Annotated in this window: 23 protein-coding genes, 2 tRNA genes and 2 riboswitches; of the genes, 10 read left to right on the top strand and 15 right to left on the bottom strand. The window is 49.5% G+C overall.

All coding sequences use genetic code 11. The features are described 5' to 3' along the window. Nucleotides 1-11 precede the first annotated feature (11 nt). Together ACLQ3M_RS10485 and ACLQ3M_RS10480 are read left to right on the top strand one after the other, a co-directional pair. On the top strand, nucleotides 12-1,037 hold the full coding sequence (locus ACLQ3M_RS10485; RefSeq protein ID WP_411677634.1) for a galactose ABC transporter substrate-binding protein: 1,026 nt from the start codon (nucleotides 12-14) through the stop codon (nucleotides 1,035-1,037). Nucleotides 1,038-1,081: 44 nt separating this feature from the next. Then, nucleotides 1,082-3,184 carry a methyl-accepting chemotaxis protein gene (locus tag ACLQ3M_RS10480; protein WP_411677633.1) on the top strand — a complete coding sequence of 701 codons (2,103 nt, stop codon included), beginning with the start codon at nucleotides 1,082-1,084 and terminating at the stop codon, nucleotides 3,182-3,184. A gap of 48 nt (nucleotides 3,185-3,232) precedes the next feature. On the opposite strand, the gene ACLQ3M_RS10475 is transcribed toward ACLQ3M_RS10480, so the two are convergent. The 5 genes from ACLQ3M_RS10475 to sigG all read right to left on the bottom strand — a co-directional run bounded on the left by ACLQ3M_RS10475 (nucleotide 3,233) and on the right by sigG (nucleotide 7,267). Beyond that, nucleotides 3,233-3,778: a M48 family metallopeptidase gene (locus ACLQ3M_RS10475; protein ID WP_411677631.1), complete on the bottom strand. Its 546-nt coding sequence runs from the start codon at nucleotides 3,776-3,778 to the stop codon at nucleotides 3,233-3,235. Nucleotides 3,779-4,184: 406 nt separating this feature from the next. Continuing rightward, a complete protein-coding gene (gene tsf, locus ACLQ3M_RS10470) occupies nucleotides 4,185-5,099 on the bottom strand; it encodes a translation elongation factor Ts (protein WP_411677630.1) in 915 nt (304 codons plus the stop codon). A 46-nt stretch (nucleotides 5,100-5,145) separates the two neighbouring features. Next, nucleotides 5,146-5,889, bottom strand: a complete 744-nt coding sequence (gene rpsB / locus ACLQ3M_RS10465) for a 30S ribosomal protein S2 (protein WP_411677629.1) — start codon at nucleotides 5,887-5,889, stop codon at nucleotides 5,146-5,148. Between the two features lie 148 nt (nucleotides 5,890-6,037). Next, complete coding sequence (locus tag ACLQ3M_RS10460; RefSeq protein WP_066643821.1) at nucleotides 6,038-6,331, bottom strand: YlmC/YmxH family sporulation protein; 294 nt, start codon at nucleotides 6,329-6,331, stop codon at nucleotides 6,038-6,040. Between the two features lie 165 nt (nucleotides 6,332-6,496). Further along, on the bottom strand, nucleotides 6,497-7,267 hold the full coding sequence (gene sigG / locus ACLQ3M_RS10455; protein WP_066643820.1) for an RNA polymerase sporulation sigma factor SigG: 771 nt from the start codon (nucleotides 7,265-7,267) through the stop codon (nucleotides 6,497-6,499). 129 nt (nucleotides 7,268-7,396) lie between these two features. Here sigG and ACLQ3M_RS10450 point away from each other — a divergent pair, with 129 nt between their 5' ends. Together ACLQ3M_RS10450 and ACLQ3M_RS10445 are read left to right on the top strand one after the other, a co-directional pair. Then, nucleotides 7,397-8,737 (top strand): CCA tRNA nucleotidyltransferase, encoded by a 1,341-nt coding sequence (locus ACLQ3M_RS10450; protein WP_411677628.1) that lies wholly within the window; start codon nucleotides 7,397-7,399, stop codon nucleotides 8,735-8,737. Continuing rightward, entirely contained in the window at nucleotides 8,734-9,249 is a 516-nt protein-coding gene (locus ACLQ3M_RS10445) for a DNA-deoxyinosine glycosylase (RefSeq protein WP_411677627.1), read from the top strand. The genes ACLQ3M_RS10450 and ACLQ3M_RS10445 overlap by 4 nt, the downstream gene beginning before the upstream one ends. On the opposite strand, the gene sigE is transcribed toward ACLQ3M_RS10445, so the two are convergent. Then, complete coding sequence (gene sigE, locus ACLQ3M_RS10440; RefSeq protein WP_411677626.1) at nucleotides 9,242-9,964, bottom strand: RNA polymerase sporulation sigma factor SigE; 723 nt, start codon at nucleotides 9,962-9,964, stop codon at nucleotides 9,242-9,244. The two genes, ACLQ3M_RS10445 and sigE, sit on opposite strands and share 8 nt — an antisense overlap. A gap of 65 nt (nucleotides 9,965-10,029) precedes the next feature. After that, nucleotides 10,030-10,854, bottom strand: coding sequence for a sigma-E processing peptidase SpoIIGA (locus ACLQ3M_RS10435; protein ID WP_411677625.1), 825 nt, complete (start codon nucleotides 10,852-10,854; stop codon nucleotides 10,030-10,032). Between the two features lie 297 nt (nucleotides 10,855-11,151). Between ACLQ3M_RS10435 and ACLQ3M_RS10430 the strand changes: the two genes are divergently transcribed. Both ACLQ3M_RS10430 and ACLQ3M_RS10425 read left to right on the top strand, forming a co-directional pair. Then, a tRNA-Asp gene (locus tag ACLQ3M_RS10430) sits at nucleotides 11,152-11,228 on the top strand. Nucleotides 11,229-11,230: 2 nt separating this feature from the next. Then, nucleotides 11,231-11,306, top strand: a tRNA-Thr gene (locus tag ACLQ3M_RS10425). 204 nt (nucleotides 11,307-11,510) lie between these two features. Here the strand turns inward: ACLQ3M_RS10425 and ACLQ3M_RS10420 are convergent. Beyond that, nucleotides 11,511-12,002 (bottom strand): GAF domain-containing protein, encoded by a 492-nt coding sequence (locus tag ACLQ3M_RS10420; protein WP_411677624.1) that lies wholly within the window; start codon nucleotides 12,000-12,002, stop codon nucleotides 11,511-11,513. A 902-nt stretch (nucleotides 12,003-12,904) separates the two neighbouring features. Here ACLQ3M_RS10420 and ACLQ3M_RS10415 point away from each other — a divergent pair. The 3 genes from ACLQ3M_RS10415 (at nucleotide 12,905) to ACLQ3M_RS10405 (ending at nucleotide 14,370) form a co-directional block, all read left to right on the top strand. Further along, nucleotides 12,905-13,108: a hypothetical protein gene (locus tag ACLQ3M_RS10415; RefSeq protein ID WP_411677623.1), complete on the top strand. Its 204-nt coding sequence runs from the start codon at nucleotides 12,905-12,907 to the stop codon at nucleotides 13,106-13,108. A gap of 102 nt (nucleotides 13,109-13,210) precedes the next feature. Further along, entirely contained in the window at nucleotides 13,211-13,492 is a 282-nt protein-coding gene (locus ACLQ3M_RS10410; protein WP_411677622.1) for a GNAT family N-acetyltransferase, read from the top strand. Between the two features lie 152 nt (nucleotides 13,493-13,644). Further along, nucleotides 13,645-14,370, top strand: a complete 726-nt coding sequence (locus ACLQ3M_RS10405) for a hypothetical protein (RefSeq protein ID WP_411677620.1) — start codon at nucleotides 13,645-13,647, stop codon at nucleotides 14,368-14,370. Between the two features lie 208 nt (nucleotides 14,371-14,578). On the opposite strand, the gene ACLQ3M_RS10400 is transcribed toward ACLQ3M_RS10405, so the two are convergent. The 3 genes from ACLQ3M_RS10400 to ACLQ3M_RS10390 form a co-directional block, all read right to left on the bottom strand. After that, entirely contained in the window at nucleotides 14,579-15,937 is a 1,359-nt protein-coding gene (locus ACLQ3M_RS10400) for an MATE family efflux transporter (RefSeq protein WP_411677619.1), read from the bottom strand. Nucleotides 15,938-16,031: 94 nt separating this feature from the next. Continuing rightward, nucleotides 16,032-16,736 carry a DUF3298 and DUF4163 domain-containing protein gene (locus ACLQ3M_RS10395; RefSeq protein WP_411677618.1) on the bottom strand — a complete coding sequence of 235 codons (705 nt, stop codon included), beginning with the start codon at nucleotides 16,734-16,736 and terminating at the stop codon, nucleotides 16,032-16,034. 94 nt (nucleotides 16,737-16,830) lie between these two features. Next, a complete protein-coding gene (locus tag ACLQ3M_RS10390; RefSeq protein WP_411677617.1) occupies nucleotides 16,831-17,820 on the bottom strand; it encodes a 2-hydroxyacid dehydrogenase in 990 nt (329 codons plus the stop codon). Nucleotides 17,821-18,061: 241 nt separating this feature from the next. Between ACLQ3M_RS10390 and ACLQ3M_RS10385 the strand changes: the two genes are divergently transcribed. Beyond that, nucleotides 18,062-18,832, top strand: coding sequence for a MerR family transcriptional regulator (locus ACLQ3M_RS10385; protein ID WP_411677616.1), 771 nt, complete (start codon nucleotides 18,062-18,064; stop codon nucleotides 18,830-18,832). An 81-nt stretch (nucleotides 18,833-18,913) separates the two neighbouring features. On the opposite strand, the gene thiE is transcribed toward ACLQ3M_RS10385, so the two are convergent. Genes thiE through thiD form a run of 4 tightly spaced genes read right to left on the bottom strand, consistent with a single transcriptional unit; the run spans nucleotide 18,914 to nucleotide 22,475 of the window. Continuing rightward, nucleotides 18,914-19,543: a thiamine phosphate synthase gene (gene thiE / locus ACLQ3M_RS10380; RefSeq protein ID WP_411677614.1), complete on the bottom strand. Its 630-nt coding sequence runs from the start codon at nucleotides 19,541-19,543 to the stop codon at nucleotides 18,914-18,916. Next, nucleotides 19,533-20,351: a hydroxyethylthiazole kinase gene (gene thiM, locus ACLQ3M_RS10375; RefSeq protein WP_411677613.1), complete on the bottom strand. Its 819-nt coding sequence runs from the start codon at nucleotides 20,349-20,351 to the stop codon at nucleotides 19,533-19,535. Before thiM ends, thiE begins: the two co-directional genes overlap by 11 nt. Before the next feature lie 19 nt (nucleotides 20,352-20,370). After that, nucleotides 20,371-21,684 carry a phosphomethylpyrimidine synthase ThiC gene (gene thiC, locus ACLQ3M_RS10370; RefSeq protein WP_411677612.1) on the bottom strand — a complete coding sequence of 438 codons (1,314 nt, stop codon included), beginning with the start codon at nucleotides 21,682-21,684 and terminating at the stop codon, nucleotides 20,371-20,373. Further along, nucleotides 21,681-22,475 (bottom strand): bifunctional hydroxymethylpyrimidine kinase/phosphomethylpyrimidine kinase, encoded by a 795-nt coding sequence (gene thiD / locus ACLQ3M_RS10365; RefSeq protein WP_411677611.1) that lies wholly within the window; start codon nucleotides 22,473-22,475, stop codon nucleotides 21,681-21,683. The genes thiC and thiD overlap by 4 nt, the downstream gene beginning before the upstream one ends. A 94-nt stretch (nucleotides 22,476-22,569) precedes the next feature. Next, nucleotides 22,570-22,668, bottom strand: a riboswitch (TPP riboswitch). Between the two features lie 35 nt (nucleotides 22,669-22,703). After that, nucleotides 22,704-22,801: riboswitch (TPP riboswitch) on the bottom strand. Between the last annotated feature and the right edge of the window lie 375 nt (nucleotides 22,802-23,176).

Genomic DNA, 23,176 nt, shown 5'->3' with positions numbered 1-23,176 from the left:
GAGATGAAAAAATGAGGAGTTGGAAGCGGGCGGTTATTTGCATTTTGACCGTTTTATCCGGAATGCTTGGTTCCTGTGCATCAGAAAGTGTCCCGGTCAAGACCATTAAAATCGGGGTCACCATTTACCGAAAGGACGACACGTTTATACAGTCCGTCGATACCTACCTGGAATCAGCCGTAAAAAAGGAGGAATCCGAAAGCGGCAAAAAAATCATTTTGAATATTGCCGACAGTCAGTCAAGTCAGGCCATTCAGGATGATCAAGTGGACCGTTTCCTTTCTAAAAACTATTCGGTCATCTGTGTGAACATGGTGGACCGCACCGTAGCGTCCACAATCATCAATAAAGCTAAAAAAGCCAATATCCCCGTAGTGTTCTTCAACAGGGAACCTGTTGAAGAGGACGTGCGTATGTGGAATAAGGTTTACTATGTTGGGGCGGATGCGGCTCAGTCCGGCACCATACAGGGCAAGATCATCGGCAACGCTTTTCATGAAAACCCCGACCTCATTGACAGAAACAAAGACGGAAAAATCCAGTATGTCATGCTGGAAGGGGAACAGGGACACCAGGACGCTTTGCTCCGTACGGAATATTCCATTAAATATCTGATTGAATCAGGCATTCAGGTTGAAAAACTTGCGAACGACACGGCAAACTGGCAGCGCGCACAGGCTACCGCTAAAATGACACAGTGGATCAAACAGTACGGTGATAGAATCGAGGTCGTGTTTTCCAATAACGACGACATGGCGCTCGGCGCCATCGACGCGATTCAAGGAAGTTCCCTGAAAAGAGCACCGGTCGTAGTCGGAGTCGACGGCACACAGCCCGGTCTGGAGGCAGTGAAAGACAGTTCCATGCTTGGCACGGTGTATAACGATGCAAAAAAGCAGGCGGACGCCATCATGGATTTATCCTATGCTCTGGCCTGCGGACAAAAGATTCCCAAAACAGTCGAACTAAAAAACCAGCATTACGTCTACATTCCTTATCAAATGATTACAAAACAAAATCTGAAGGATTACGAGTAAATTCAGGGAGAATTAAGGATCATTTAAAAAAAGGAGTGAGTCGTATGAAAAGCAAATGGAAAAATCTGAGTTCTGCATTATCCGTGTTTTTTGCTGTACTGCTGGCAGTCACTCTGACCGTTGTCATATTCATCATGAGCGTCTTTACAAACCGCGCGTTTGAAAAGTCTTACCGGCAGGACTGCGCCGTTGCGCTGAACGGGCTGTCTGAAACGATAAAGGATTTCGACAGCGACGTACAGAGTGCCGGAAATGATCTTTCCGAAAATCCCGACCTGATCCGTGCGGTGAAGGAAAAAAACAATTACGGAATGGCATCGGCTCTGAAAAGCGATGTGCTGTCCTATGGTCTGAGCTATGCCTTTCTTACGGACAAAAACGGGAAAATCATTGCCTCGTCAGACAATGAGCTGGAGCTGAACGATCTCTCCGGCCTGCAGCATATTAAGCAGGCATTAAAGAATCAAAAAGCGCTGGTCAATGAGGTTTTAACCGGGAAAATGCTGTGTGTTTGCTACGGTGCCCCGATTGAAGAGGACAAAACCGTAATTGGATGCGTTTCAGCTGTGTGTTCCCTGCAAAGCGTATCCGATTCCACGGTGGAGACAAATTTTCTCGACCGGCTGAAAAGTAGCACCGGCTGTGAATTTTCAGTTTTTCTGGGCAACGAGCAAATTAATACAACGGCATCAAAGGATAAAATTCGGCAAAACGGTTTAAAAATGGAGCAGGATGTTCAAGAAAAAGTGATTCAGCAAAAGCAAAACTATCTTTCCAAGGAAAACATCTCAGGATGCAGTTATATCTCCGGTTACATGCCGATCATCGGCTATAACGGAAATGCCGTTGGGGCTTTGTTCACAGGCAAAAACATTTCAGGCATCGAGCAAACGCAGAACACGATGATTTTATTCGCGATTCTTGTAGGCGTTGCTTTCATGCTGACCGCAATATTGATTTTAAGACGCTTCATCAAAAAGAGGGTGAAGACTCCGCTGGAACAGGTCGTATTCCTTGCGAACCATATGGAACATGGGGAAATCGGCTTAACTGATCAAAGCGTCGTTGCTCTTACCGTTCATTCCAGGGACGAGGTCGGGCAGGTTGTTTCGGCACTGGAAAACACCGTATCCGGTTTGCAGGCTTATATCGGTGAAATTTCCGACATTCTCAGCGCGGTTTCCGGCGGTGACCTGACCGTAAGAACCGAGAAAGAATATTTAGGCGATTTTATCGAAATCAAACGGGCTTTGAATACGATTTGTCAATCGTTGAACCATGTGTTCCATGACATCAACGCCGCCGCGGAATCCATTGAAAGTCGTTCCAGACAAATCGCCGACGGCGCCTCCTCCCTATCTCAGGGAGCGGCGGAACAGGCAGGCACAACGGAGCTGTTGTCTGATACGATCGAAAAAATCTCCACACAAATTAAAAAGACGGCGGACAATGCCGCCCTTGCGAGTTCCATTTCCAAAAAATCTTTCGAAGAAATGGAAGCGGGCAACCGGGACGTCAACGGTCTGCTTGCCGCAATGAACGATATTAACGGATCCTCCGAACAAATCAGGAAGATCATTAAAACCATCGACGAAATTGCATTCCAGACAAATATTCTGGCCCTAAACGCAGCCGTGGAATCCGCCAGAGCCGGTGAAGCCGGAAAAGGCTTCGCCGTTGTGGCGGATGAAGTGAGAAATCTCGCTGTAAAAAGCTCTCAGGCGGCAAAGCAGTCTTCCCTGCTGATTGAAAATTCGATTTCTCTTGTGAATAAGGGCATGCAGGCCGTTGATTCCACGGCAGCTGCTTTCCGTAAGTTTCAGAAAAGCACGGAAGAATCGACGCGGCTGATCGATGAAATCTCCAAATCCACCGGCGATGAGGCAAACGCCGTATCCGAAGTAACGTCCGGAATCGTCCAAATTGCGGAAGTAGTGCAAAAAAATTCCGCGGCTTCCGAAGAAAACGCCGCGGCCAGTCATGATCTGTCTCTGCAATCCCAAAAGCTCCACGAGCTCACAAAAAAATTCAAGCTTCAGGAAGAAGAGGACCTTCCGAGCGCCCCCGTTGCGCTGAAATGTACCCCGCCGGAACCAAAACCATCTCCGGAAACATATTCCTTTACTCCGGTGAAAGCAGCTGAGTGATTCGAAACGGACTCCGGCGGACAAGCCGGAGTCCGTTTGCATAATGTGTCATAAACCGATTTTATTTTGACTTTCCTTGAGCAGTTGAATCCGTCTTCGGTAATCCGGAAGATATTTTTCTACTTCCCGGTAAAATCCGGGGCCGTGATTTTTTTCCCGAATGTGTGCAAGCTCATGTACGACAACATAATCGACGGCATCCGGCTCCAGCAAAATCAGGCGATAAGAAAAGCAAAGAGCATTTATTGCGCTGCAGGAGCCCCAGCGCGTTCTGGCGGAGGTGATTTTCAGTCCGGCAGGATGAACCCCCATGATTTTACTGTAATAATTTACCCTTTCGCTCAAAACAGTCCGTGCCCGTTCCTTCAGCGCCGCTATTTTTTCAGGGGTCAGTGCCAGCGCCCGCTCCCTTGCGACCCGTTCGTCCCGAAGACGAAGCTGCTTTACCAACCACAGCTCATGTTTCCTGATAAACTCCTCTATGACCTCGTTTTTCAGAAATAAGGGAGCTTTCACAATGATCTCTCCGTTTCTGTTTACGGAAAGCGACATCGTTTTTCGTTTTGATCTTTGAACTTTTATTGTACGGTCCATATGATCTGCCCCCAAAACAATAGTTACACCCCCGGCACATAGCCGGGGGTTCTTCCTATGTGGGCAAAGCCCTGTTTTACCGACTGCGCCTCAAGGCATTCGGAGTATCTTACACTTGCAGCGTCGCTGCTCGCCCCCTGCCCCCTCCCGCACAGTAACAAACTTAAAATTGTAAGCAATTTTGTGCGGAAGCGGGCCAACGCGGGAGGGGCTGCGTCTTCTCCCCGCCAAAGCCCTTCGCGTTTCATAAAATGTCTATTCCGCTTTCCGCAATCAGCAGAATTGCAGACAAGGCGCAGCTTGCATTTTAGCTCTTCTAAGCGTCAAGTCATAACCGGGAGTTCTTGAATGGTAACAAAAAGCAGCGCAGATTCAATCTGCGCTGCCAAAAACCGAATTGAATAAATTATTTAACCATGCCCGCGACTTCATCCGCAAAATTATCCTGACGTTTTTCAAGGCCTTCGCCCTTTTCAAAGCGTGCAAAGTCGACGATTTTGATGATGCCGCCGAGCTTCTTCGCAGTCTGGTCCGTAAAATCCTTAATGGTCAGCTTGTCATCCTTTACATAAAGCTGGTCGACAAGGCAAACTTCCTTAAAGAATTTCTGCAATCTGCCGGTCACAATTTTATCCGCGATCGCAGCCGGTTTACCGGAATCGATAATCTGCTGTTTCAGAATGCTCTTCTCATGTTCGACAACATCTGCCGGAACGCTTTCCTCATCCAGAAACTGCGGTACAATCGCGGCAATCTGCATGCAGACATCCTTCGCATATTCCTGAAATTCCGGTTTTGCGGCGATTTCAGCGGTTGTGTCAAATTTGGTAAGGACACCGATCTTTCCGTCCGCGTGAATATAGGCGCCCAGCGCGCCTTCCATCCGACGGAAACGGCGCACTTTTATATTTTCGCCGATTTTAAGAATCTTCTCTTTCAAAATCGCGTCGATTGTTTCATTGGAGCCGGAAGCCTTGCACTGAAGCAAAGTTTCCACATCCGCGGGATTCTGCTCAATCACGGTGTTTGCGCAGGTCTTGACAAATTCCTGGAATTCCGCGTTCTTTGCCACAAAGTCAGTTTCCGCGTTCACTTCAATCACCACGCCGATGTTGCCGGCGTCATTCAGCGCAACGTATGCGACACCTTCTGCCGCAATACGGTCCGCTTTTTTCGTTGCGGCGGCAAGACCTTTTTCACGCAGAAAATCAATCGCCTTGTCCATGTCCCCGCCGGAAGCGTCCAGCGCTTTTTTGCAATCCATCATTCCGCAGCCTGTCTTAGCGCGAAGGGCCGCGACATCTTTAGCTGTAAAAGCCATGTTATATTCCTCCGCTTCATTCATTTTGTTTTCAGTTGAAAAAGGATTATTCCTTGACGCTTCCGTCAGACTCGTCTTCCTTTTCCGCTGCGGCAGCTGCGCCCATACGGCCTTCTCTGCCTTCAATAATTGCGTTCGCCATTGTCTCAGAAATCAGTTTCACGGCACGGATTGCGTCGTCGTTGCCCGGAATAACATAATCAATTTCGTCCGGGTCGCAGTTCGTGTCAACAATCGCAACAATCGGAATATTCAGTTTTCTTGCCTCTGCGACCGCAATTCTTTCCTTCCTCGGGTCCACGATAAACAACGCGCCGGGAAGGCTCTTCATATCTTTAATACCGCCGAGGAACTTTTCGAGTTTCTCGATCTCAAGTTTCAGTTTGCCGACTTCTTTCTTGGGAAGCAGTTCGAAAGTACCGTCCTCTTCCATGGCCTTAAGCTGATTCAGACGGTCGATTCTGCGGCGGATTGTACGGAAATTCGTGAGCATGCCGCCCAGCCAGCGCGCATTTACATAGAAAGCGCCCGCGCGTTCCGCTTCATTTTTAATGGATTCCTGAGCCTGCTTTTTCGTTCCGACAAACAGCACAGACTTTCCGTCCGTTGACAGATCGCGCACAAAATTATACGCATCCTCCAGTTTGCGAACGGTTTTCTGCAGGTCGATAATATAAATACCGTTGCGTTCCGTGAAGATGTACTCCGCCATTTTCGGGTTCCATCTTCTTGTCTGGTGTCCGAAATGGACGCCTGCTTCCAAAAGCTGCTTCATGGATACTACTGCCATTGCTAAATCCTCCTTGGTTTTTCCTCCGCCGAGCAGAAAATTAACCCTCCACCCTTTCGGGCACCCCGGGCCGGCATCGACGTGTGTTTTAGCGGGAATATTATAGCATGAGACACGGCGAAATACAAGCTTTTTTTCATTTGACTCGTTATTTGAAACCCAGAAAATTCGCCAGGCTGTGCGAGGAGTTTTTCGCTTTCAGATAGTTGTTGTAAGAAACCAGAATCGTATCGTCACCGATTACCTGAATATCCTGCCAGCGAATTACGATATCGTCTTCCCTGCCCAGCAGCCCGAACAGGCGAAGGCGCCCGTAAATGACGACCGCCACGACTCTGGCATTTGTCGTATCGAATTCTATATCGCTTACGCTGCCGAGACGCATTCCGTCTTTAATATTGATAACCTCTTTCCGGCGCATGTCAAACATTCTGCAAGTCATTTTCCATACCCCCCATACCCATTTTTATGCCGGGAATGGGATTTATTTGATTGCGAAGAAAAGAAATGTTACAATAGATAAAATTTTTATTTCGGTTTCGGGGTATTCCTGCATGAACTGAAGGAGAAAGGCCCCCGAATAGAAAGGAACCTTTCTCCCTGTATTTTATATGTCCTTTTTAATTTTATCAAGCGCGGCTTTTTCCAGGCGCGAGACTTGGGCCTGACTGATGCCAATCTCCGAAGCGACCTCCATCTGGGTTTTTCCCTGAAAATAGCGCATGGATAAAATGTTCTTTTCCCGGTTGTTTAAATTTTTGATTGCTTCCTTCAGCGCGATCTCGTCAAGCCAGTTATTGTCGTCGTTGTTGTCGCCGACCTGATCCATCACATAGATGGTATCCCCGCCGTCTGAGAAAACCGGTTCGTACAGAGAAACAGGCTCAACAACGGATTCCAGCGCCACGACGACCTCTTCCCGCGGCATATCCAGTTCTTTCGCAATTTCCTCCACCGTCGGCTCCCTGCTGTTCTTCGCCATCATTTTTTCTTTGACCTGCATCGCCTTATAAGCGGTGTCCCTCAGGGAACGACTGACGCGAATGCTGTTGTTGTCGCGAAGATACCGCCTGATTTCTCCGATGATCATCGGCACGCCGTAAGTGGAAAAACGAACACCCTGATTGATGTCGAAGTGATCGATTGCCTTGATCAGACCGATGCAGCCCACCTGAAACAGATCGTCCAAATTTTCTCCCCGGTTGGTGAACCGCTGGATCACACTGAGTACAAGCCGGAGATTTCCGCTGATTAATTCGTCCCGAGCCCTCATGTCTCCGTCCTTTACGCGGCGAAGAAGCTCCATTTTTTCCTTTTCGGTGAGAACTTTCAGCTTCGAAGTGTTAACCCCACAGATTTCCACTTTATTATATTGCACTTCACACACGCCCCCATCCGCCGCATTTCAATGTCATTATTACCATGAATGCGCAGGATCATGCAGGGCATAACACAAATAATCTTTCTTGTGATTCGACAGAATTTGATTGAAAAGCGAGGAACCATCATGATTGTCAAAATACCCTCTCAGGTCGATTCCGTACTGCAAATTCTGACCCGCAGCGGATTCGACGCCTGCGTTGTCGGAGGGTGTGTCCGTGACAGCCTGCTTGGCAAAGCACCGACGGACTGGGATGTTGCAACGTCCGCTCCGCCGGAGGAAACAATGCGCGTTTTGGACGGATTTTCAATCATCAAGACCGGGCTGAAACACGGAACGGTCACGGTGCTCAGCAATGGAATGCCGATAGAAGTGACCACCTACCGCGTCGACGGAACCTATTCCGACGGCAGAAGACCGGATGAAGTTACGTTTACCGGCCTGTTGACGGAGGATCTGTCCCGACGGGACTTTACCGTCAATGCCATGGCATACCGCAGAACCGGCGAGCTTGTGGATCGATTCGGCGGACGGGACGATCTGAAGCAGAGAACGATTCGCTGCGTCGGAAACCCGGACATCCGGTTCCGTGAGGACGGCCTCAGGATCCTGCGGGCTTTGCGTTTTGCCTCCGTACTGGATTTTACAATCGACCCTGAAACAGCCGAAAGCCTGAATCGAAACCGAACCATGCTGGATGGAATCGCGCGGGAACGGATTTGCTCCGAATTCACAAAGCTCCTATGCGGACCCGGAGCGGAGCGTATCTTACGGGAATACCGGAGTGTCATTGAAGAATTCATTCCGGAAATCGGGGCTTCCTTCGATTTTCCTCAGAATAACCCGCATCATATTTTCGATGTGTGGGAACACACCATCAGGAGTGTTGCCGCCGTGCCTGCCGATCCCACGCTTCGGCTCACCATGCTTCTGCACGACCTCGGAAAACCGTACTGCTACTCGGAGGATCAGAGCGGAATCGGCCATTTCTACGGTCATCCGGAGATAAGCGGTAAAATGGCGGATATTATTTTAAAGCGCCTGAGGTACAGCCGAAAAATGATCGGCACGGTTGCACTGCTGGTCCGACAGCACGACCTGTCGCTGTCCGGTGGGGAAAAAATACTGCGCCGGCGCCTGAACCGTCTGGGAGAAGACAACCTGCGTATGCTGATCGAAGTCCGCAGGGCGGATACGCTGGCAAAAAGCTTGAAAGACCAAGAAAAGCTTCCGCTTCTGGAGAACATACGGGAAATGTTTGAAACCATTCTCAGGGAAAAGCAATGCTTTTCCCTGAGCGATCTTGCCGTTCACGGCGGCGACCTGATTGCTGCCGGAGTTCCGGAGGGCGCTGAGGTTGGTCGCCTGCTCACCCTGTTGCTCGATGCGGTCATCGAGGGCAACTGTGAGAATCAGCGGGAAGCTCTGCTGAATTATGTAAAAGCGGAAAGGAGGAAAACTGATTGACACAACGCATTGTCCATCCATTGGAACCGGTCTATAACGGCAATTCGCGCGTTCTGGTTTTGGGAACCATGCCCTCTCCCAAATCCAGAGAGTACGGGTTTTATTATTCACATCCCCAGAACCGCTTCTGGCGCATCCTTGCCGACCTGTACGAATTGTCTCTTCCCAAAACAAACGATGAAAGGAGGGCGATTCTGCTCAGTCACAGAATCGCCCTCTGGGATGTCCTGAAAAGCTGCGTCATTGAAGGTGCGGATGACGGCAGCATTCGGGAACCGGTACCGAATGACATCGCGGCCCTTCTTGCCCGCACCAGGATTCATACCGTCTTCACGACCGGATCAAAAGCCGCCGCTCTCTACCGCAGGCTCTGCCTGGAAGACACCGGACTCGCCGCCGTGGCGCTGCCCTCGACAAGCCCCGCCAACTGTCGGTTTTACAGTTATGAAAAGCTGCTGGATGCTTACCGGGTTCTGCGCGCTGCGGCGGAATCCGCACGTCCTCTCAGCTGACCCGTTCCAGGTCCTTTTTGAGGCGCTCTATAATCCTCTTTTCAAGGCGCGATATGTAAGACTGGGAAATACCTAGCGTGTCGGCGACTTCCTTCTGGGTATGTTCCCTGCGGTTGTTGAGCCCGAACCGAAGCTGCATAATTTCCTTTTCGCGCGGAGCCAGCCGGGAAACCGCGCTGCGCAGCAAATCGCGCTCCACTTCTTCCTCTATATTTACGTTCACCGCGTTCTGGTCGCTGCCCAGAATATCGGAAAGAAGCAGCTCGTTGCCGTCCCAGTCAACATTGAGGGGGTCGTCTATGGATATCTCGTTTTTCAGCTGAGAGGTTTTGCGCAGATACATCAGTATTTCATTTTCGATGCAGCGCGACGCATAGGTGGCCAGTTTGATATTCCGTTCGGGGCAGAATGTGTTCACCGCCTTGATCAACCCGATGGTTCCGATGGAAATCAGGTCCTCCACGCTCGCGCTGGAGGATTCGAATTTCTTCGCGATGTAGACGACCAGCCGAAGATTGTGCGTAATCAGCGGCTCGCGGGCATTGGGAACATGGTTCATGATATTGTTCATGACTTTCTCTTCCTCCGGCTTGGTAAGCGGCGGAGGAAGCGTTTCCGGCCCGTTGATGTAATGAACCTGCCCGTTCAGCCGCAGCCGATGAAACAGCAGCAGCAGCCTGTTGTACCATTCCCTTATTCGCCGATTCATGTTCATTTCCACTCATTCCCTTTTGCCGCTGCCGCCTGCGGCTTTATAAACGCGTCCGCCCACGGCCAGATTTAGTCGGACGTTTTTTGCAGTAAATCCGGATTCAGCAGGGCGTCGAATTCTCCGAATCTGGTTTTTGATACAGCAATATAGACGTTATTTGTCACAATTTTTTTCCTGCCGACGCAAATCGTCATCCGGTCCGGGCGGAATGATTCCAGCAGCCCGCCGCCGGAAATCGCGTCAAAGGGAATCAGCCGGAAATTCAGGCCGTCCTTTGGCGGAATCATCCCCGCAACCACCGGTTCGTAAATCACTGTCACAGGATTGCCGGAAAACGGTTCTCTTAAAGAATTTCCCGTGTCCACCCGCGCAGTGCAGTCACAGGTCTTTCCCCCGCAGTCGACTACAATCCGACAGTTCAGATTTTTCGGCATTTGCCGCCCTGTGATTCGCTGGAACAGACGGATGAAGCCGTAACATAAAACAGTTAAGATAATCAGCGCAAGCGGCGAAATATTAAAATAAACGACCGAATTTCGAATCATCAAGCCCTGAGGGGCAAAAAAATACCACAAGACCAGCATGAAGCCGGCAAAAGCAAAACTGATTAAATAAAAAGCAACCGTCTGGCGAATCAATTCCCGAAGGCCACGGAACCCGAAAGCCGCGGCAACGATGCTCAGGGACATGATCAGCTTGAAAAGCAAAGACAAAACCGGATTGATTTCCGGCAACAAGATCGTCAGGGAATATGCCGCGCCAAGAAAAGCCGCTGCCAAAAGGCGTTTCCGTTTTGCAGGAAGCGCCAGAAATTTAGAAACACAAAGCAGCAGCAGATAATTGATGAACAAATTCACACCGACTAGAATATCTATGTATATGGTTTGCTTCAAGAAGTTCTCCCCCTGTCGGATTAAATTCAATTATAGACTCCCCTGTCCGCTGTTTCTGTCAAATCTTGTTTCACGGCCGGAAATTCGTCCTATTTTATCTCTCTCTGAGCATATAAAAAGATAAAATAATTTTTTATTTCTGCTCCTATAATATACATCAATATATTGTTACATAATATCTATTATTTATTGTATTTATACTACATATTGCGTTTATTAATTAAAAAAATTGAAGTTGACAATTTTTGTACGTTTCAGTATAATAACATACGTTGTCGTTGCTCAAATACGCAGTATGGCTCGGTAGTTCAGCTGGTTAGAACGCTAGCCTGTCACGCTAGAGGTCGTCGGTTCGATCCCGATCCGAGTCGCCAATGCTGCTATGGCTCAGTTGGCAGAGCACGTCCTTGGTAAGGACGAGGTCACGCGTTCGAATCGCGTTAGCAGCTCCAAAGCAAAAGTCCCGCCACTCCTGAAAAACTCAGGTTTGGCGGGACTTTTTCATGTGTTTTGTTCTAAAGTCGTATCGTACTTACGAGGATTACTGTGTCAAATAATATCGCATAATAAAAAAACATAGCCTTTTTGCTAACAAATTGCTTACAAAATTAAAAAGGCCTTTCGGCCGTCAGAAGACAGCCGGAAGGTTTTTATGATTACGACCATTCGCATCCGGCTGAAATCAACTCTGCGATTTCTTCCAGCGCACGCGCGTCTTCATCGCTGAATCGATTTAAAACCGGGCTGTCAATATCGAGCACCCCGACCACTTTGTCCTTTACACAGAGAGGAATTACCAATTCGGAGGCCGAATCGGAATCGCAAGCGATGTGCCCTTCAAAACGATGCACATCCTCAACCACCTGTGTTTTATTCTTAGCGGCTGCCGTTCCGCACACTCCCTTTCCAAAAGGGATATGGATGCAGGCCGTCTTTCCCTGAAACGGGCCGAGCAGAAGCTCTCCGTTTACAAGCCGGTAGAAGCCTACCCAGTTGATGTTCGGCAAAGCACCGTTCAGCAAAGCCGACGCATTCGCAAGATTAGCGACCCAATCCGTTTCCCCTTCCAAAAGGACTTTCATCTGCTGTACTAGCAGCTTGTACCGGTCTGCCGGAATTTCCGGGTAAATTGATTTCACAAGTTCCATGCATAATTTCCTCCGAATATCAGAATGTTTTCAGTATAGCAGAAACCCGGCAAAACACAAAATTTCCGGAGCCGTCCCGCAAATTCAGGGCAACTCTCAGCATTTTTTCATCGAATTGCAACGTTTCGTACATATCACATCGGTAAAATAGACTCAGATTTAGATACAAACCCATTCAGACAATAAGCTCCTCTCGGTTGAGGATTCATATAACTTTTTCATATATTCCCTCCAACATTTCAGCCGCCCGCAGCAGAGCGGCTGAAATTCTTGTTTCATGCGGAGTTTTCTATTTTTCGGGATTATGTTCAAGCACTGCTTTTTCCGCATATTATATGGAAAAGGAGTTGAATGATCATGCCAATGGGATTTTTTCCATTTGTTTGGAATACACCTTGCAACAGGCAACCACCACGCCGAAAAATGACGAAGCCCCCTGCGCCGATGTCCGCACAGTCACCGATGTCACAGCGTTCTCCTGCTCCAAAGTCACCGGTACAGCAACAGAAATGCGGGGCTCGTCCCCAAGTCCGCAATTTGCCGCATAAGCAGGAAGGAATCCGCTCTGTGGCTCCGTCGCCGGTTTCAAAAAGACCAGCCGTACAAGCGGCCAATCCCTATGTAAAAAAACATCCCAATCAGCAAACATCCGGAAAAAAGCACTGATCCCTTTCTACTGTATCGTTTAAATCAATGAAAGAACGACCATACTAAGGGTGCGAGGTGAGGAGCAGTTGTTCCGGACCCTCCCGGGGAGCGTACAATGGGGTGCGCTCCTTATTTTATTACAATCCCCGTCTTTAGGCAGTTATTTTAGCTTCCGCCTATTCCCATGAGCCATATTGACAAGCTGCGTCTACTTGTCATAGTATATAGAGCTCAATGAAAAGGAGGTGCAATTCATGTCATGCTATCGCCGTTTCAGGGAAGATGACGTCAACGATTCCAATCTTGAAAACACGATTGAGAGCCTTGCTTCCAACGATAGTCTTACTGAGGCCGTTTCCGATCTGAGAAATCTGGCAAATGCCGACCTGAGCGCGTTGAACAATCAAGAATTATGCAGACTTTTCCGCTTCCTTAGCTGCTATTTTTGCAGAAGATAACTCTCTGCTTTTTATATTCAGACAGTTCCCGGCAGTTTTGTCGGGAACTGTTCTTTATGAAATAAATTGGACGTGCTATACTTAAAAAAGAGGTGATTTAAAATGGAATTAAAACATGAACCGGAACGAATATTTTTTCTGGATCAAGCCGGGAAAACGGTTGCGGAAGTAACCTTTCCTCAGATTCGGAAAGGAGTTGTAGACATAAACCACACCTTTGTTGACGATTCCCTACGCGGTCAGGGAATCGCTTCCCGTTTAATGGAAGAAGTCGTAAAGACACTGCGCGAAGAAGGGAAACAAGCTGTCTTAACCTGCTCCTACGCAAAGAAGTGGTTCTCCGACCACAAAGAATATTCGGATCTTCAACCGAAACAGCCCTAAATGGTTTTTTAAGACCGGAGGCGGCCCTGCCCGTTCTTTTTTGAAAAAGGGACTCTCTTTCGCGATTCGTTCTTAACCAAATATTAAGTCTTTCATATTATGTACTAAACAATTTATAGAAACGAATTACTGTACAGATGGGAGATTGTAATATGTATAACGGGACAAATCCAAATGAATATTACACATATTTTCAAAACCAGTTAAACGGTCAAGGAAATTTTTGTGGTTTTAACCCGGATCCAAATTATGCCGGAGTAAATCAGGAAGCCTTCAGAAGCAACAGATGCTGCTGCTGTATTGGACCGACGGGGCCGACAGGCCCAACCGGTTCCATCATAGGCATTCTCGGCCCAACTGGGCCTACCGGACCAACAGGGGCTACCGGCCCTACCGGGCCAACCGGCCTTCTCGGTCCAACGGGCCCGACCGGACCGACGGGCGACACCGGACCGACGGGACCGGCGGGAGTTCTGGCCGGAATTCAGGCGCAGCTGGTGGGAAGCTCCGGCGCGACACTGGCAAGCGGTGCGAACGTACTCTTCGACTCTCTTCTCAACACGTCCAGTCCATCCATCACCTATGCAGCCGCAACAGGCATTTTCACCGTTTCGGCTCCGGGCACCTATCTGGTCAACTGGTGGGTCTCTATCGACGGAACCGCGGGTCCTACTTCCGTTGCCTTTGCGCTGAGACTAAACGGATTGACGGATATCCCGAGCACCATGCCCGCCACCACCGGCCAAATTTCCGGAAGCGCACTTGTCACAATCGGAACAACGCCATCCACATTGGCGCTGGTAAACACAACGGGGGCGGCTGTTCTCTACGGAGCCGTCACGCCGCAGGCAAACATTGTCATTTCCCAGGTGATTTAATATTCAGAGCATATCAATGGGGCTGTTGCAAAATGGATTTGCATAGCTAACTGTACAAATAAACAGCCCTGAAAGCAAGAAAATGCGCCTTGAGACGGCTTTAGAAGCCTAGTCAAAGCGCATTTTCTGTGCATTTTTTACGACGAGGCTATTTTGCAGCAGCCCCTTTTTTAAGTTTGCCGTCTGTTCTAGAAAAACATTATTCTTCTTAAGTCAAGGTTGATACCCATTTTACCCGAAGAATTAAAACCACCGAAATCACCGCGGCCATGTAATTGGAAAAAAGATTCCCCCAAAAAACCGAATAATACTGCAGCGACTGTTCCGTAGCCAGAATAAACAGATATCTCAAAAGCCAGATGCGAAGAATGCCGAGAAAGAGCGGAACCGTTGTTTTGCCAAGACCAATGAACGCCCCCTGAACCGCCATGCAGACACCGAACCCGACGACGGAGTACGTGTAGATGTGCAGAGCCCGGTTCGCAATGTCAAGGACATCGGCCCTTTGGGTAAACAGGATGGTAAGATGGGATGAAAGCGGTACGATCACCGCGATAATCGCAAGGGCGGTCACGGCGCTTGCCACACATCCCACCCGGCAGGAACGTTTCGCATTCTCGGGCTGCGCCGCCCCGATATTGATGCTGACCATCGTCGTCACGGCGGAACCGAATGCCGCCGGAAGGTTAAAACAAACCGCCGTTATATTGTTGGCAATGCCCTGGCCATTCAAAACAACGGCGCCGTATTTCTGCGTTTCGTTGTTAATCAGGAAAAATCCCAGATTCATCATCAGGCTTGCGAGCATGGCTGGAATCCCGATTCTGACGAGCCGGACGATCAGGTCCCGGTCGAAACGGAACCCGCGGAGCGACAGCTTGTCCTCTCCGTTCTTGATAAACAGCTCATAAAACATCCAGACGCAAATCAGGATGTTGGAAAAAAGCGAAGAAAGAATACAGCCCACAATTCCCAGACGAAGCATCACGATAAAGACAATGTTAAATAGAATTTTTAGGACCAGTAAAAGCACCATACGGATAAACGTGGCTTCCGGCTTACCCGTCGCGTTTTTAATCGCGTTGTAAATACTCTCCAGAAAAGAAAACGGCAAAACAAACGCATAAAGACTGATGTAAAGAAATACATTATGCGAAATTTCCGGGTCGACGTTCGCGGAGACCGGAAATGCCACCAAGGCCGATAACGGCGCGGCACAGATTCCTATAATGGAAGCAAATGCTACCACCTGCACGGAGATATGCCGGACCTTGTTAAAGTCACCCTGGCCGTTTGCCTGGCCGATCACCGCCATTGCCGCCACGCTGATCCCCTGTGCCAGCGCCACCATCATATTGATGACCGGCTCGCTGTATGTAACGGCGCTTGCCACCAGCGTACCCGCCGCGTTATTGATAAAAAGTCCGTCCGACAAAGGAAGCATCGCCTGGATGACGCTCATCATCAGCGTGGGCATAGACAGCATCAAGAGGGTTTGTAAAATGTTTCCGTGAAGAATCCGTTCCCTTCGCTGCTCGGTACCCTGATGTAAAAAATCGAGATTCAAAATTTTCCTCTTTCTATTTTCTATATTGAAATTTTAGTAGATCCGATGCTTGATCAATCAACCGGGCGGCCCGCAAGCCGCCCGGTCCGTTTTTTTAAAACTGAGGTACTCTTCCCAAACAGGACAGCACAATGCCAAGAGAATCATACGGAATCAGAAAGGTTACAATTCCGGATGCATAAGGGGCAATTTCATACTGCTGGTAATAGATTGTCACCCCGTCGGGAGTCAAATAGTAATTTTCAGGATTGAAATATTTCAGGATCAGATGTTTGTAATCATCAAAATAAACACCGGGATTTTGCCGCATATTTTCTTCCGCCTGCCTGAGTATTTTTGAGGCAACTACACGGCGGCAGTTTTGACCCGGTGCGAAAAAATGGGACAGCGAAAATCTTCTTCCGCTTTTCAGGCTGAAGGTATCGGAAGCCCTGATTGTATTGCCATGAGCACCGCCCGTAAACTCATACCGGTCCCGGTATGAGCTGAGATAACAGTCCTGGTTCAGCGTAATTTCATATTTCATCACCGCGTCGTATGTTCTGAACGGATAATCATGCTCCTGCGCACTGTGATAATCCCTGACTGCCTGTCGGTACAGGGTTGCCGCCGCATACCGGGAAAACTCCGCACCCTGCTGCCGAAACCGGGAATTGATTCTGGCCTGGGCGTTTGGATTTTCCCTGAGCTGAATTTCCGGATACTGGACAGCCAGAGTAAGAACTACGGTACCGCGGTAAGAAAATTCCCGATTGTTTTCCTGAAAGGTTACCTCGGCGCTGCTGTTGGGTAAATTCATGTTGATCCCTCCCGCTTCATTCTATGATCCGATTTGGCATTTCAGAAAAGGGTTTTACGGGAGAGAGTAAATTTATGTAGAAATAATTTAAGCGTTATATTCCGTTGACAATATTATTCGGCCTTTTTCCCTGCGCCGCCAGAAACAGATTATTCCAAATGTTCCGGTGCAGACTGTAGAAAACGCCGTCCGTCGTGCCGCCGATATGCGGGGAAAATAGGACCCGGTACCGACAGCTGTCGCTCAGATTCAGCAGCGGATTTTCGAGAGTTGCAGGTTCCGGATCAAGCGTATCGAGTCCGGCTCCGGCAATACTTCCGTCTTCCAATGCCTGCGCCAATGCGTTCTGATCAACAATTTCCCCTCTGGCCGTGTTAATCAGAAACGCGGAAGGCTTCATTTTCTTCAAAAAATCGCCGTTTACAAATCCAATCGTATCCGGCGTTACCGGCAAATGGAGGCTGATAATGTCGCAGGAAGCCGCAAGCTCGTCCAGTGGAAGATACTCGGCGCCAAAATCATTTTCCTCTTGCTCGCTCAGACGGTGCCTGCTGAAATAGCTTACTTTCGAACCGAAAGCCGCAAGACGTTTGGCGGTCGCTCTGCCGATACTGCCAAAACCGACAATTCCAACATGGCAGGATTCGAGTTCCGGTATTCCGTCGAGAATAAAGGAAATTTTGGCCTGCCCCTGTTTTCCCTGCCTTACCAGGCTGTCCCCTTCCCGAAGCCGGCGAAGAAGAGCAAGCATCAGTAAAATGGCCTGTTCCGCTACCGCTCCGCTGTTCAGAGAAGCGTTATTGCAGACGTAAACACCGGCTTCCCTTGCAGCCTGCGTATCAATCCCGTTAAAGCCGACTCCCTCCGAGTGAATCACCCGCAAATTAGGCATATTCTCAATCAGGTTGCGTGAAACAGGGCTGACGGCATCGGCGATGATAAAGTCCGCGGTCTTTCCAATCCGAAGAGCTTCTTCCTCCCGATAGACACTGTCAAGATAAAGCAGCTCCCAGTTGTTTGGAATTTTTGAAAAATCCGTGTATTTTTCAATCCGCTTTTGGGAGGTGAGCGCCAATACTTTCATTTTTGTCCCTTTCCAAACAGTTTCTTAAATTTAAAAATACGCGCCGGCACTTCTGCCCGCGCGGTAAAAATGAACTAAAAAAGCGCCGGAAAAATTCGGCTGTTAATACTATACTAGAATCTGTCCCATTTGACAATACCGGCAATGCTCATACTGAAAATTATTTTAAATTTTTTTAAATAAGGTATTGACATTACCGCCGCGTAAAGCTGTAAGATTTCTTTGAAAGGAGAAGAGCTGAATGGAATACAGCATACAAAAATTTGCAAGCCTATCCGGCATCAGCACACGCACTTTAAGGTATTACGATGAAATCGGCCTGTTGAAACCGGCAAGACTGAGTTCTTCCGGTTACCGAATCTACGGTGATTCACAGGTAAGGCGCCTGCAGCAGATTTTGTTTTACCGGGAACTCGGCGTCAGTCTTGATGAAATCGGAGGGATCCTCGATTCGCCCGGATTCAACGCCGCCGAGGCGCTTCGCCGGCACCACGAACTTCTCCTTCAACAGCGGGCCCGTTTGAATCTTTTAATTCACAACGTCGAAAAAACGCTTGCCTTTGAGAAGGGAGAAATATTCATGGCAGACAAAGAGAAATTTGAAGGCTTTAAAACGAAGCTGGTCGAGCAGAACGAGCAGCGTTACGGCAAGGAGATCCGGGAAAAATACGGAGATGAGGCCGTTGACCAAAGCAACCGCAAAATGCTGGGTATGACGCAGGAACAATACGTTCGGTTTCAGGCGCTGGAGCAGGAGCTGAACCGTGCTTTGCTGAAAGCCTTTGAGTCCGGCGACCCGGCGGGAGAAACCGCTCAGCATGCGGCCGATCTGCATCGGAGGTGGCTTTCCTACACCTGGAATCATTATACCCCCGAAGCCCACGCCGGCCTGGTTCAAATGTATGTGGAGGATCCGCGGTTTACCGCATATTATGACCGGCTGCAGCCGGGCCTTACAAAATTTCTGAAGGACGCGGTAACAATCTATACTGAGCATCTGAAAAAAGCATAACAAACAGAGCCGTCCGTAATGAATTGCCCCAAGAAACCGGGGCATTCATTTTCGGACGGCTCCGCTTTTTCAGAGTAAGGGTTATACGCGGCGAAAAATCGTGCGAAGCTCCCGCGCAGCCGAGGTGATATCCGGCTGAGCAAGAATAGCCGAAACCACCGCTAGGCCGTCGACTCCCGTGCCGCAAAACCGTCCGGCGTTCTGAGGGCCGATTCCCCCGATTGCCACGATCGGAATGGTCACGGCGCGCCGGATTTCCGCGAGCGTTTCCATGGAAACAGGCCTCGCGTCCGTTTTCGTGCCGGTCGGAAACATGGCCCCGACGCCGACATAGTCCGCGCCATCCCCCTGCGCCCGGACGGCTTCCTCCACAGTCGCGGCGGAAATTCCGACGATTCGATCCTGTCCCAGAATTGTCCTCAGATTTTTACACGGCAGATCGCTTTGCCCGGCGTGAACGCCGTCCGCGCCGACGGCGAGCGCGATATCGGCCCGGTCGTTGACAATCAGCGGCACCCCGTAACGGTCGGTGATTTTCTTTACACCGACCGCCATGCGATAAAATTCCAGAGAGGAAATATCCTTCTCCCGCAGCTGGACCAGCGTGCAGCCCCCAAGGATCGCCTGCTCCACCGCTTCTTCCAAAGTTTTTGTGCTCATCAGGTTCCGATCTGTGCACAAATAAAGAGTATAGTCGATTTTACGCCTCATCCAGCATCGCCCTCTTCTCAATCAGAGTCTGGGTCAAACGGCTCAATGCGTCGATTACCGCAATATGGAAGCTGCCCGTCCCGATGTTTCCGGCGGATTCATAAGCAAGCTCTCCGGCAATTCCCATTGCGGCAACCGCGGCGGCCGCGGCTGCCAAAAAATCCCGAGTGACTGCCGCGCAGGCCCCCGTCAAAGCGGATGTCATACACCCGGTTCCGGTCACGCGGGACAGCATTGAATGCCCATTGTGGATTCTCAGCGTTCTGTTCCCGTCGGATATCGTATCCACGGCGCCTGTCACCGCCGCGGTACAGCCATATTGGGCAGCAACCGATTTTGCAACGGTTACCGCGTTGTTTTCACGGTCTGACTCCGCTGCGTCCACGCCTTTGGTCGCGTAGTGCAGTCCCGCCAGAAAGGATATTTCCGACAGATTTCCTCTGATCACCTGAACCCGCATCCGCTCAAGAAGTTCCAAAACGGTCCGGTTCCGCAGCGAAGAAGCTCCGGCGCCAACCGGGTCAAGCACCACGGGAACGCCGATTTCGTTTGCCTTTTTTCCAGAAGCAATCATCGATTCAATCGTACGCCGGTTCAACGTGCCTATATTAAGCACCAGCGCTGACGAAATCGCGGTAATTTCCGCCGCCTCTCCAATATCGTCCGCCATAATCGGGGAAGCGCCAACCGCCAGTAGCACGTTGGCGCAGTCGTTTACCGTAACATAGTTTGTAATGTTATGTACCAGGGGGGAATTGAATCTGACTTTTTCAATAACTGCAGAAAGACTTTTCTCTGTAAAGCCCATTACGTTACCTTCCTCTGTTTTATTTCTCGGAACAAAATTCCACTTTCTGCCCGTCAAGGATTAGATTAGTGGTCCGTACGGCGCACATTTTGCCGCACATGGAGCAGGTATGACGGTCGGCGGGCGGTGTGCTTTCAAAATACCGCTTTGCTTTCTCGCCGTCGATTGCAATACGGAAAATCTCATCCCAGTCCATATTCTTTCGTGCCATTGCCATTTGACTGTCGCGCTCCCGCGCGTTGGGGATTCCCTTTGCAACATCCGCGGCGTGCGCCGCGATCAGACTTGCGACGATTCCCTCTTTCACATCGTCCAGATCCGGCAGGCGCAAGTGTTCCGCCGGAGTCACATAACAGAGAAAATCAGCACCCGCGCAAGCGGCGATCGCCCCCCCGATCGCCGCCGTAATGTGGTCGTAGCCGGGTGCGATATCCGTTACCAACGGCCCGAGAACATAGAACGGCGCACCGTGGCACAGGCGTTTTTCCAGCGCCATGTTGGCGGCGATTTCGTTGATGGCCATGTGGCCCGGGCCTTCCACAAGCACCTGTACGTCCTTTTCCCAGGCACGCTCGGTCAAATGGCCGATTTCAATCAGTTCGGCGATCTGCCCGGCGTCGGTGCTGTCATCCAGGCAGCCCGGCCTTAACGCGTCACCGAGTGAGATCGTCACATCGTATTCGCGCAGGATATCAAGAACCTCGTCATAATATTCAAAAAACGGATTTTCATTTCCCGTCATTTTCATCCACGCGAAGAGCAGCGAACCGCCCCGGGAAACAATATTCATCTTTCTCCCCTGCCTGCGGAACGATTCGACCGCCCGCCGGTTGATGCCGGCATGAATCGTCATGAAATCCACGCCCTCCTTTGCGTGCGCCTCAACCACTTTCAAAAAATCCTGAGCGGTGATTTCCAACAGGTCCTTTTCAAGGTATCCGACCGCGTCATAAACGGGAACCGTGCCGATCATCGCCGGGGACTCCGCAATCAGCTTCCGGCGGAATTCCCGGGTTTTTCCGTAATTGCTCAAGTCCATGATCGCCTGAGCGCCGAACCGGGCCGCAAGCTCCGCTTTTTGCAGTTCAACCGCGTAATTTTTGCAGTCGCCCGAAACTCCAAGATTTACATTGATTTTTGTCGAAAGCCCCTCCCCGACTCCTTCCGGGGAAAGCGCCGTATGGCCGATATTCGCCGGAATCACAACGCGTCCCGAAGCGACCTTTGCCAAAAGTTTTTCCGGTTCCAGGTTCTCTTTTTCGGCGACCGTTTTTAATTCTTTCGTTATAATTCCTTTTTTGGCTGCTTCCATCTGTGTTTTGTAATCTCTCATTCTCTGATCCCTTTCATGAAGTAAAAATGATTGGTTGGTCCGTGGCCTTTTCCAATCGACAGCGCATGCTCGATCGCCCCGGTCACATATTCCTTCGCCGCGCGGACCGCTTCCGGTACGTTTTGGCCCAGCGCCAGATTGGCCGCTATGGCGGAGGACAGCGTGCATCCCGTGCCGTGCGTGTTTTTTGTTTCGATTCTTTTGTGTGTAAAGGTGTAAAACCGACTGCCGTCAAACAGCAGGTCCTCCGCTTCACCGGAAAGATGCCCCCCTTTCATCAGGATATTTTCCGCGCCCATTTGAAACATCAGCTTTGCGGCAGCACGGCGATCCTCCGGTGAAACAATTTTCCTTCCGATCATGGCCTCCGCTTCCGGTATATTCGGCGTCAAAACGCAGGCCAGAGGAAGAATCTCCTCTTTCAGGGTCCGGAGCGCCTCCGGCTGCATCAGGGCACAGCCTCCTTTTGCCAGCATCACAGGGTCGACAACCACCCCGCGCGGCCGGTATTGCTTCAGCTTCCGCGCGACAGTACGCATCTGCTCCGAGCCGGAAAGCATCCCGATTTTTACGCCGTCAACCGCAATATCCTCAAATACTGCGTCAATCTGGTCTGCAACCGTGGACGGCGCCATGTCGCAGATCGAAATCACACGCTCCGTATTTTCCGCGACGACGGACACAATTACGCTCATACCAAACGTACCGTGCGCGGCAAAGGTTTTCAGATCCGCCTGTATTCCGGCTCCACCGCTGCAATCGGAGCCCGCTATCGTCAGAAGATTTTTCATTCGGTTCCCTCCTTTTCCTAATCACGTCTAAATTTGGATTCTGGGTTTAAAAAACGGGTTTCCGTCAAACAAAAATAACCCACCGAAACCGGCGGGTTATTTTCTCCTTGCTCCCTACAACAGCGTTAACTGACAGGTTCAAAGGGTCAGGTTTTACCTTCTCAACTCGAAATGAGTCCCCCCGCGATATTCAATTAAAAAAGCGCCCGCCAAAAGAGGCGAACGCCGATCAAACAATTTCACGTTCCCTACTCCGGTGTTAACCGACAGGTTCAAAGGGTCAGGTTTTACCTTCTCAACTCGGATGAGTTCCCCCGTTTTCAATTTATTATATCTTTTTCCAAGTTTTCTGTCAATTTAATTTTTATTAAAGTTTATACACTGCAAATTTAATAAATGTTTTTGATATATTCAGATTTTTTTGGAATACATTGCCATGTTCAAACTTCTTCTGATCATGAACATAAAATAAACGCCCATTTAATCGCAAAGGCGATAGGCTTTTCTTTTTCCAGCAAAATAAAATCTTAGCCGCTTTGTAAAACGACTGTTTAAAACTTCCAGCGATCATTGAATATTCTTTCATTCTTGCTGAAATTATTCAAAATGGGACAATATGAAGGCGGTTTTGGTTTGAATTTCTCCTTGACAATCAAAGGATGTTAAACTATACTTTTATTTAAATTCATAAATTGCTTTTA

Source organism: Caproicibacter sp. (assembly GCF_046707225.1).
In the GTDB taxonomy this organism is placed as follows: Bacteria; Bacillota; Clostridia; order Oscillospirales; family Acutalibacteraceae; genus Caproicibacter.
Note: the sequence above shows the minus strand (reverse complement) of the source record. Positions and strands in the feature narration are given on the sequence as shown.

Coding starts and splice junctions, on each gene's coding strand:
- ACLQ3M_RS10450 (WP_411677628.1), top strand. CDS start 7,397: ATGATTGTCAAAATACCCTCTCAGGTCGATTCCGTACTGCAAATTCTG.
- ACLQ3M_RS10485 (WP_411677634.1), top strand. CDS start 12: ATGAGGAGTTGGAAGCGGGCGGTTATTTGCATTTTGACCGTTTTATCC.
- ACLQ3M_RS10410 (WP_411677622.1), top strand. CDS start 13,211: ATGGAATTAAAACATGAACCGGAACGAATATTTTTTCTGGATCAAGCC.
- ACLQ3M_RS10390 (WP_411677617.1), bottom strand. CDS start 17,820: ATGAAAGTATTGGCGCTCACCTCCCAAAAGCGGATTGAAAAATACACG.
- ACLQ3M_RS10415 (WP_411677623.1), top strand. CDS start 12,905: ATGTCATGCTATCGCCGTTTCAGGGAAGATGACGTCAACGATTCCAAT.
- ACLQ3M_RS10480 (WP_411677633.1), top strand. CDS start 1,082: ATGAAAAGCAAATGGAAAAATCTGAGTTCTGCATTATCCGTGTTTTTT.
- thiM (WP_411677613.1), bottom strand. CDS start 20,351: ATGGGCTTTACAGAGAAAAGTCTTTCTGCAGTTATTGAAAAAGTCAGA.
- thiD (WP_411677611.1), bottom strand. CDS start 22,475: ATGAAAAATCTTCTGACGATAGCGGGCTCCGATTGCAGCGGTGGAGCC.
- sigE (WP_411677626.1), bottom strand. CDS start 9,964: ATGAACATGAATCGGCGAATAAGGGAATGGTACAACAGGCTGCTGCTG.
- thiC (WP_411677612.1), bottom strand. CDS start 21,684: ATGAGAGATTACAAAACACAGATGGAAGCAGCCAAAAAAGGAATTATA.
- ACLQ3M_RS10460 (WP_066643821.1), bottom strand. CDS start 6,331: ATGACTTGCAGAATGTTTGACATGCGCCGGAAAGAGGTTATCAATATT.
- ACLQ3M_RS10405 (WP_411677620.1), top strand. CDS start 13,645: ATGTATAACGGGACAAATCCAAATGAATATTACACATATTTTCAAAAC.
- tsf (WP_411677630.1), bottom strand. CDS start 5,099: ATGGCTTTTACAGCTAAAGATGTCGCGGCCCTTCGCGCTAAGACAGGC.
- ACLQ3M_RS10475 (WP_411677631.1), bottom strand. CDS start 3,778: ATGGACCGTACAATAAAAGTTCAAAGATCAAAACGAAAAACGATGTCG.
- ACLQ3M_RS10395 (WP_411677618.1), bottom strand. CDS start 16,736: ATGAATTTACCCAACAGCAGCGCCGAGGTAACCTTTCAGGAAAACAAT.
- rpsB (WP_411677629.1), bottom strand. CDS start 5,889: ATGGCAGTAGTATCCATGAAGCAGCTTTTGGAAGCAGGCGTCCATTTC.
- ACLQ3M_RS10385 (WP_411677616.1), top strand. CDS start 18,062: ATGGAATACAGCATACAAAAATTTGCAAGCCTATCCGGCATCAGCACA.
- thiE (WP_411677614.1), bottom strand. CDS start 19,543: ATGAGGCGTAAAATCGACTATACTCTTTATTTGTGCACAGATCGGAAC.
- ACLQ3M_RS10420 (WP_411677624.1), bottom strand. CDS start 12,002: ATGGAACTTGTGAAATCAATTTACCCGGAAATTCCGGCAGACCGGTAC.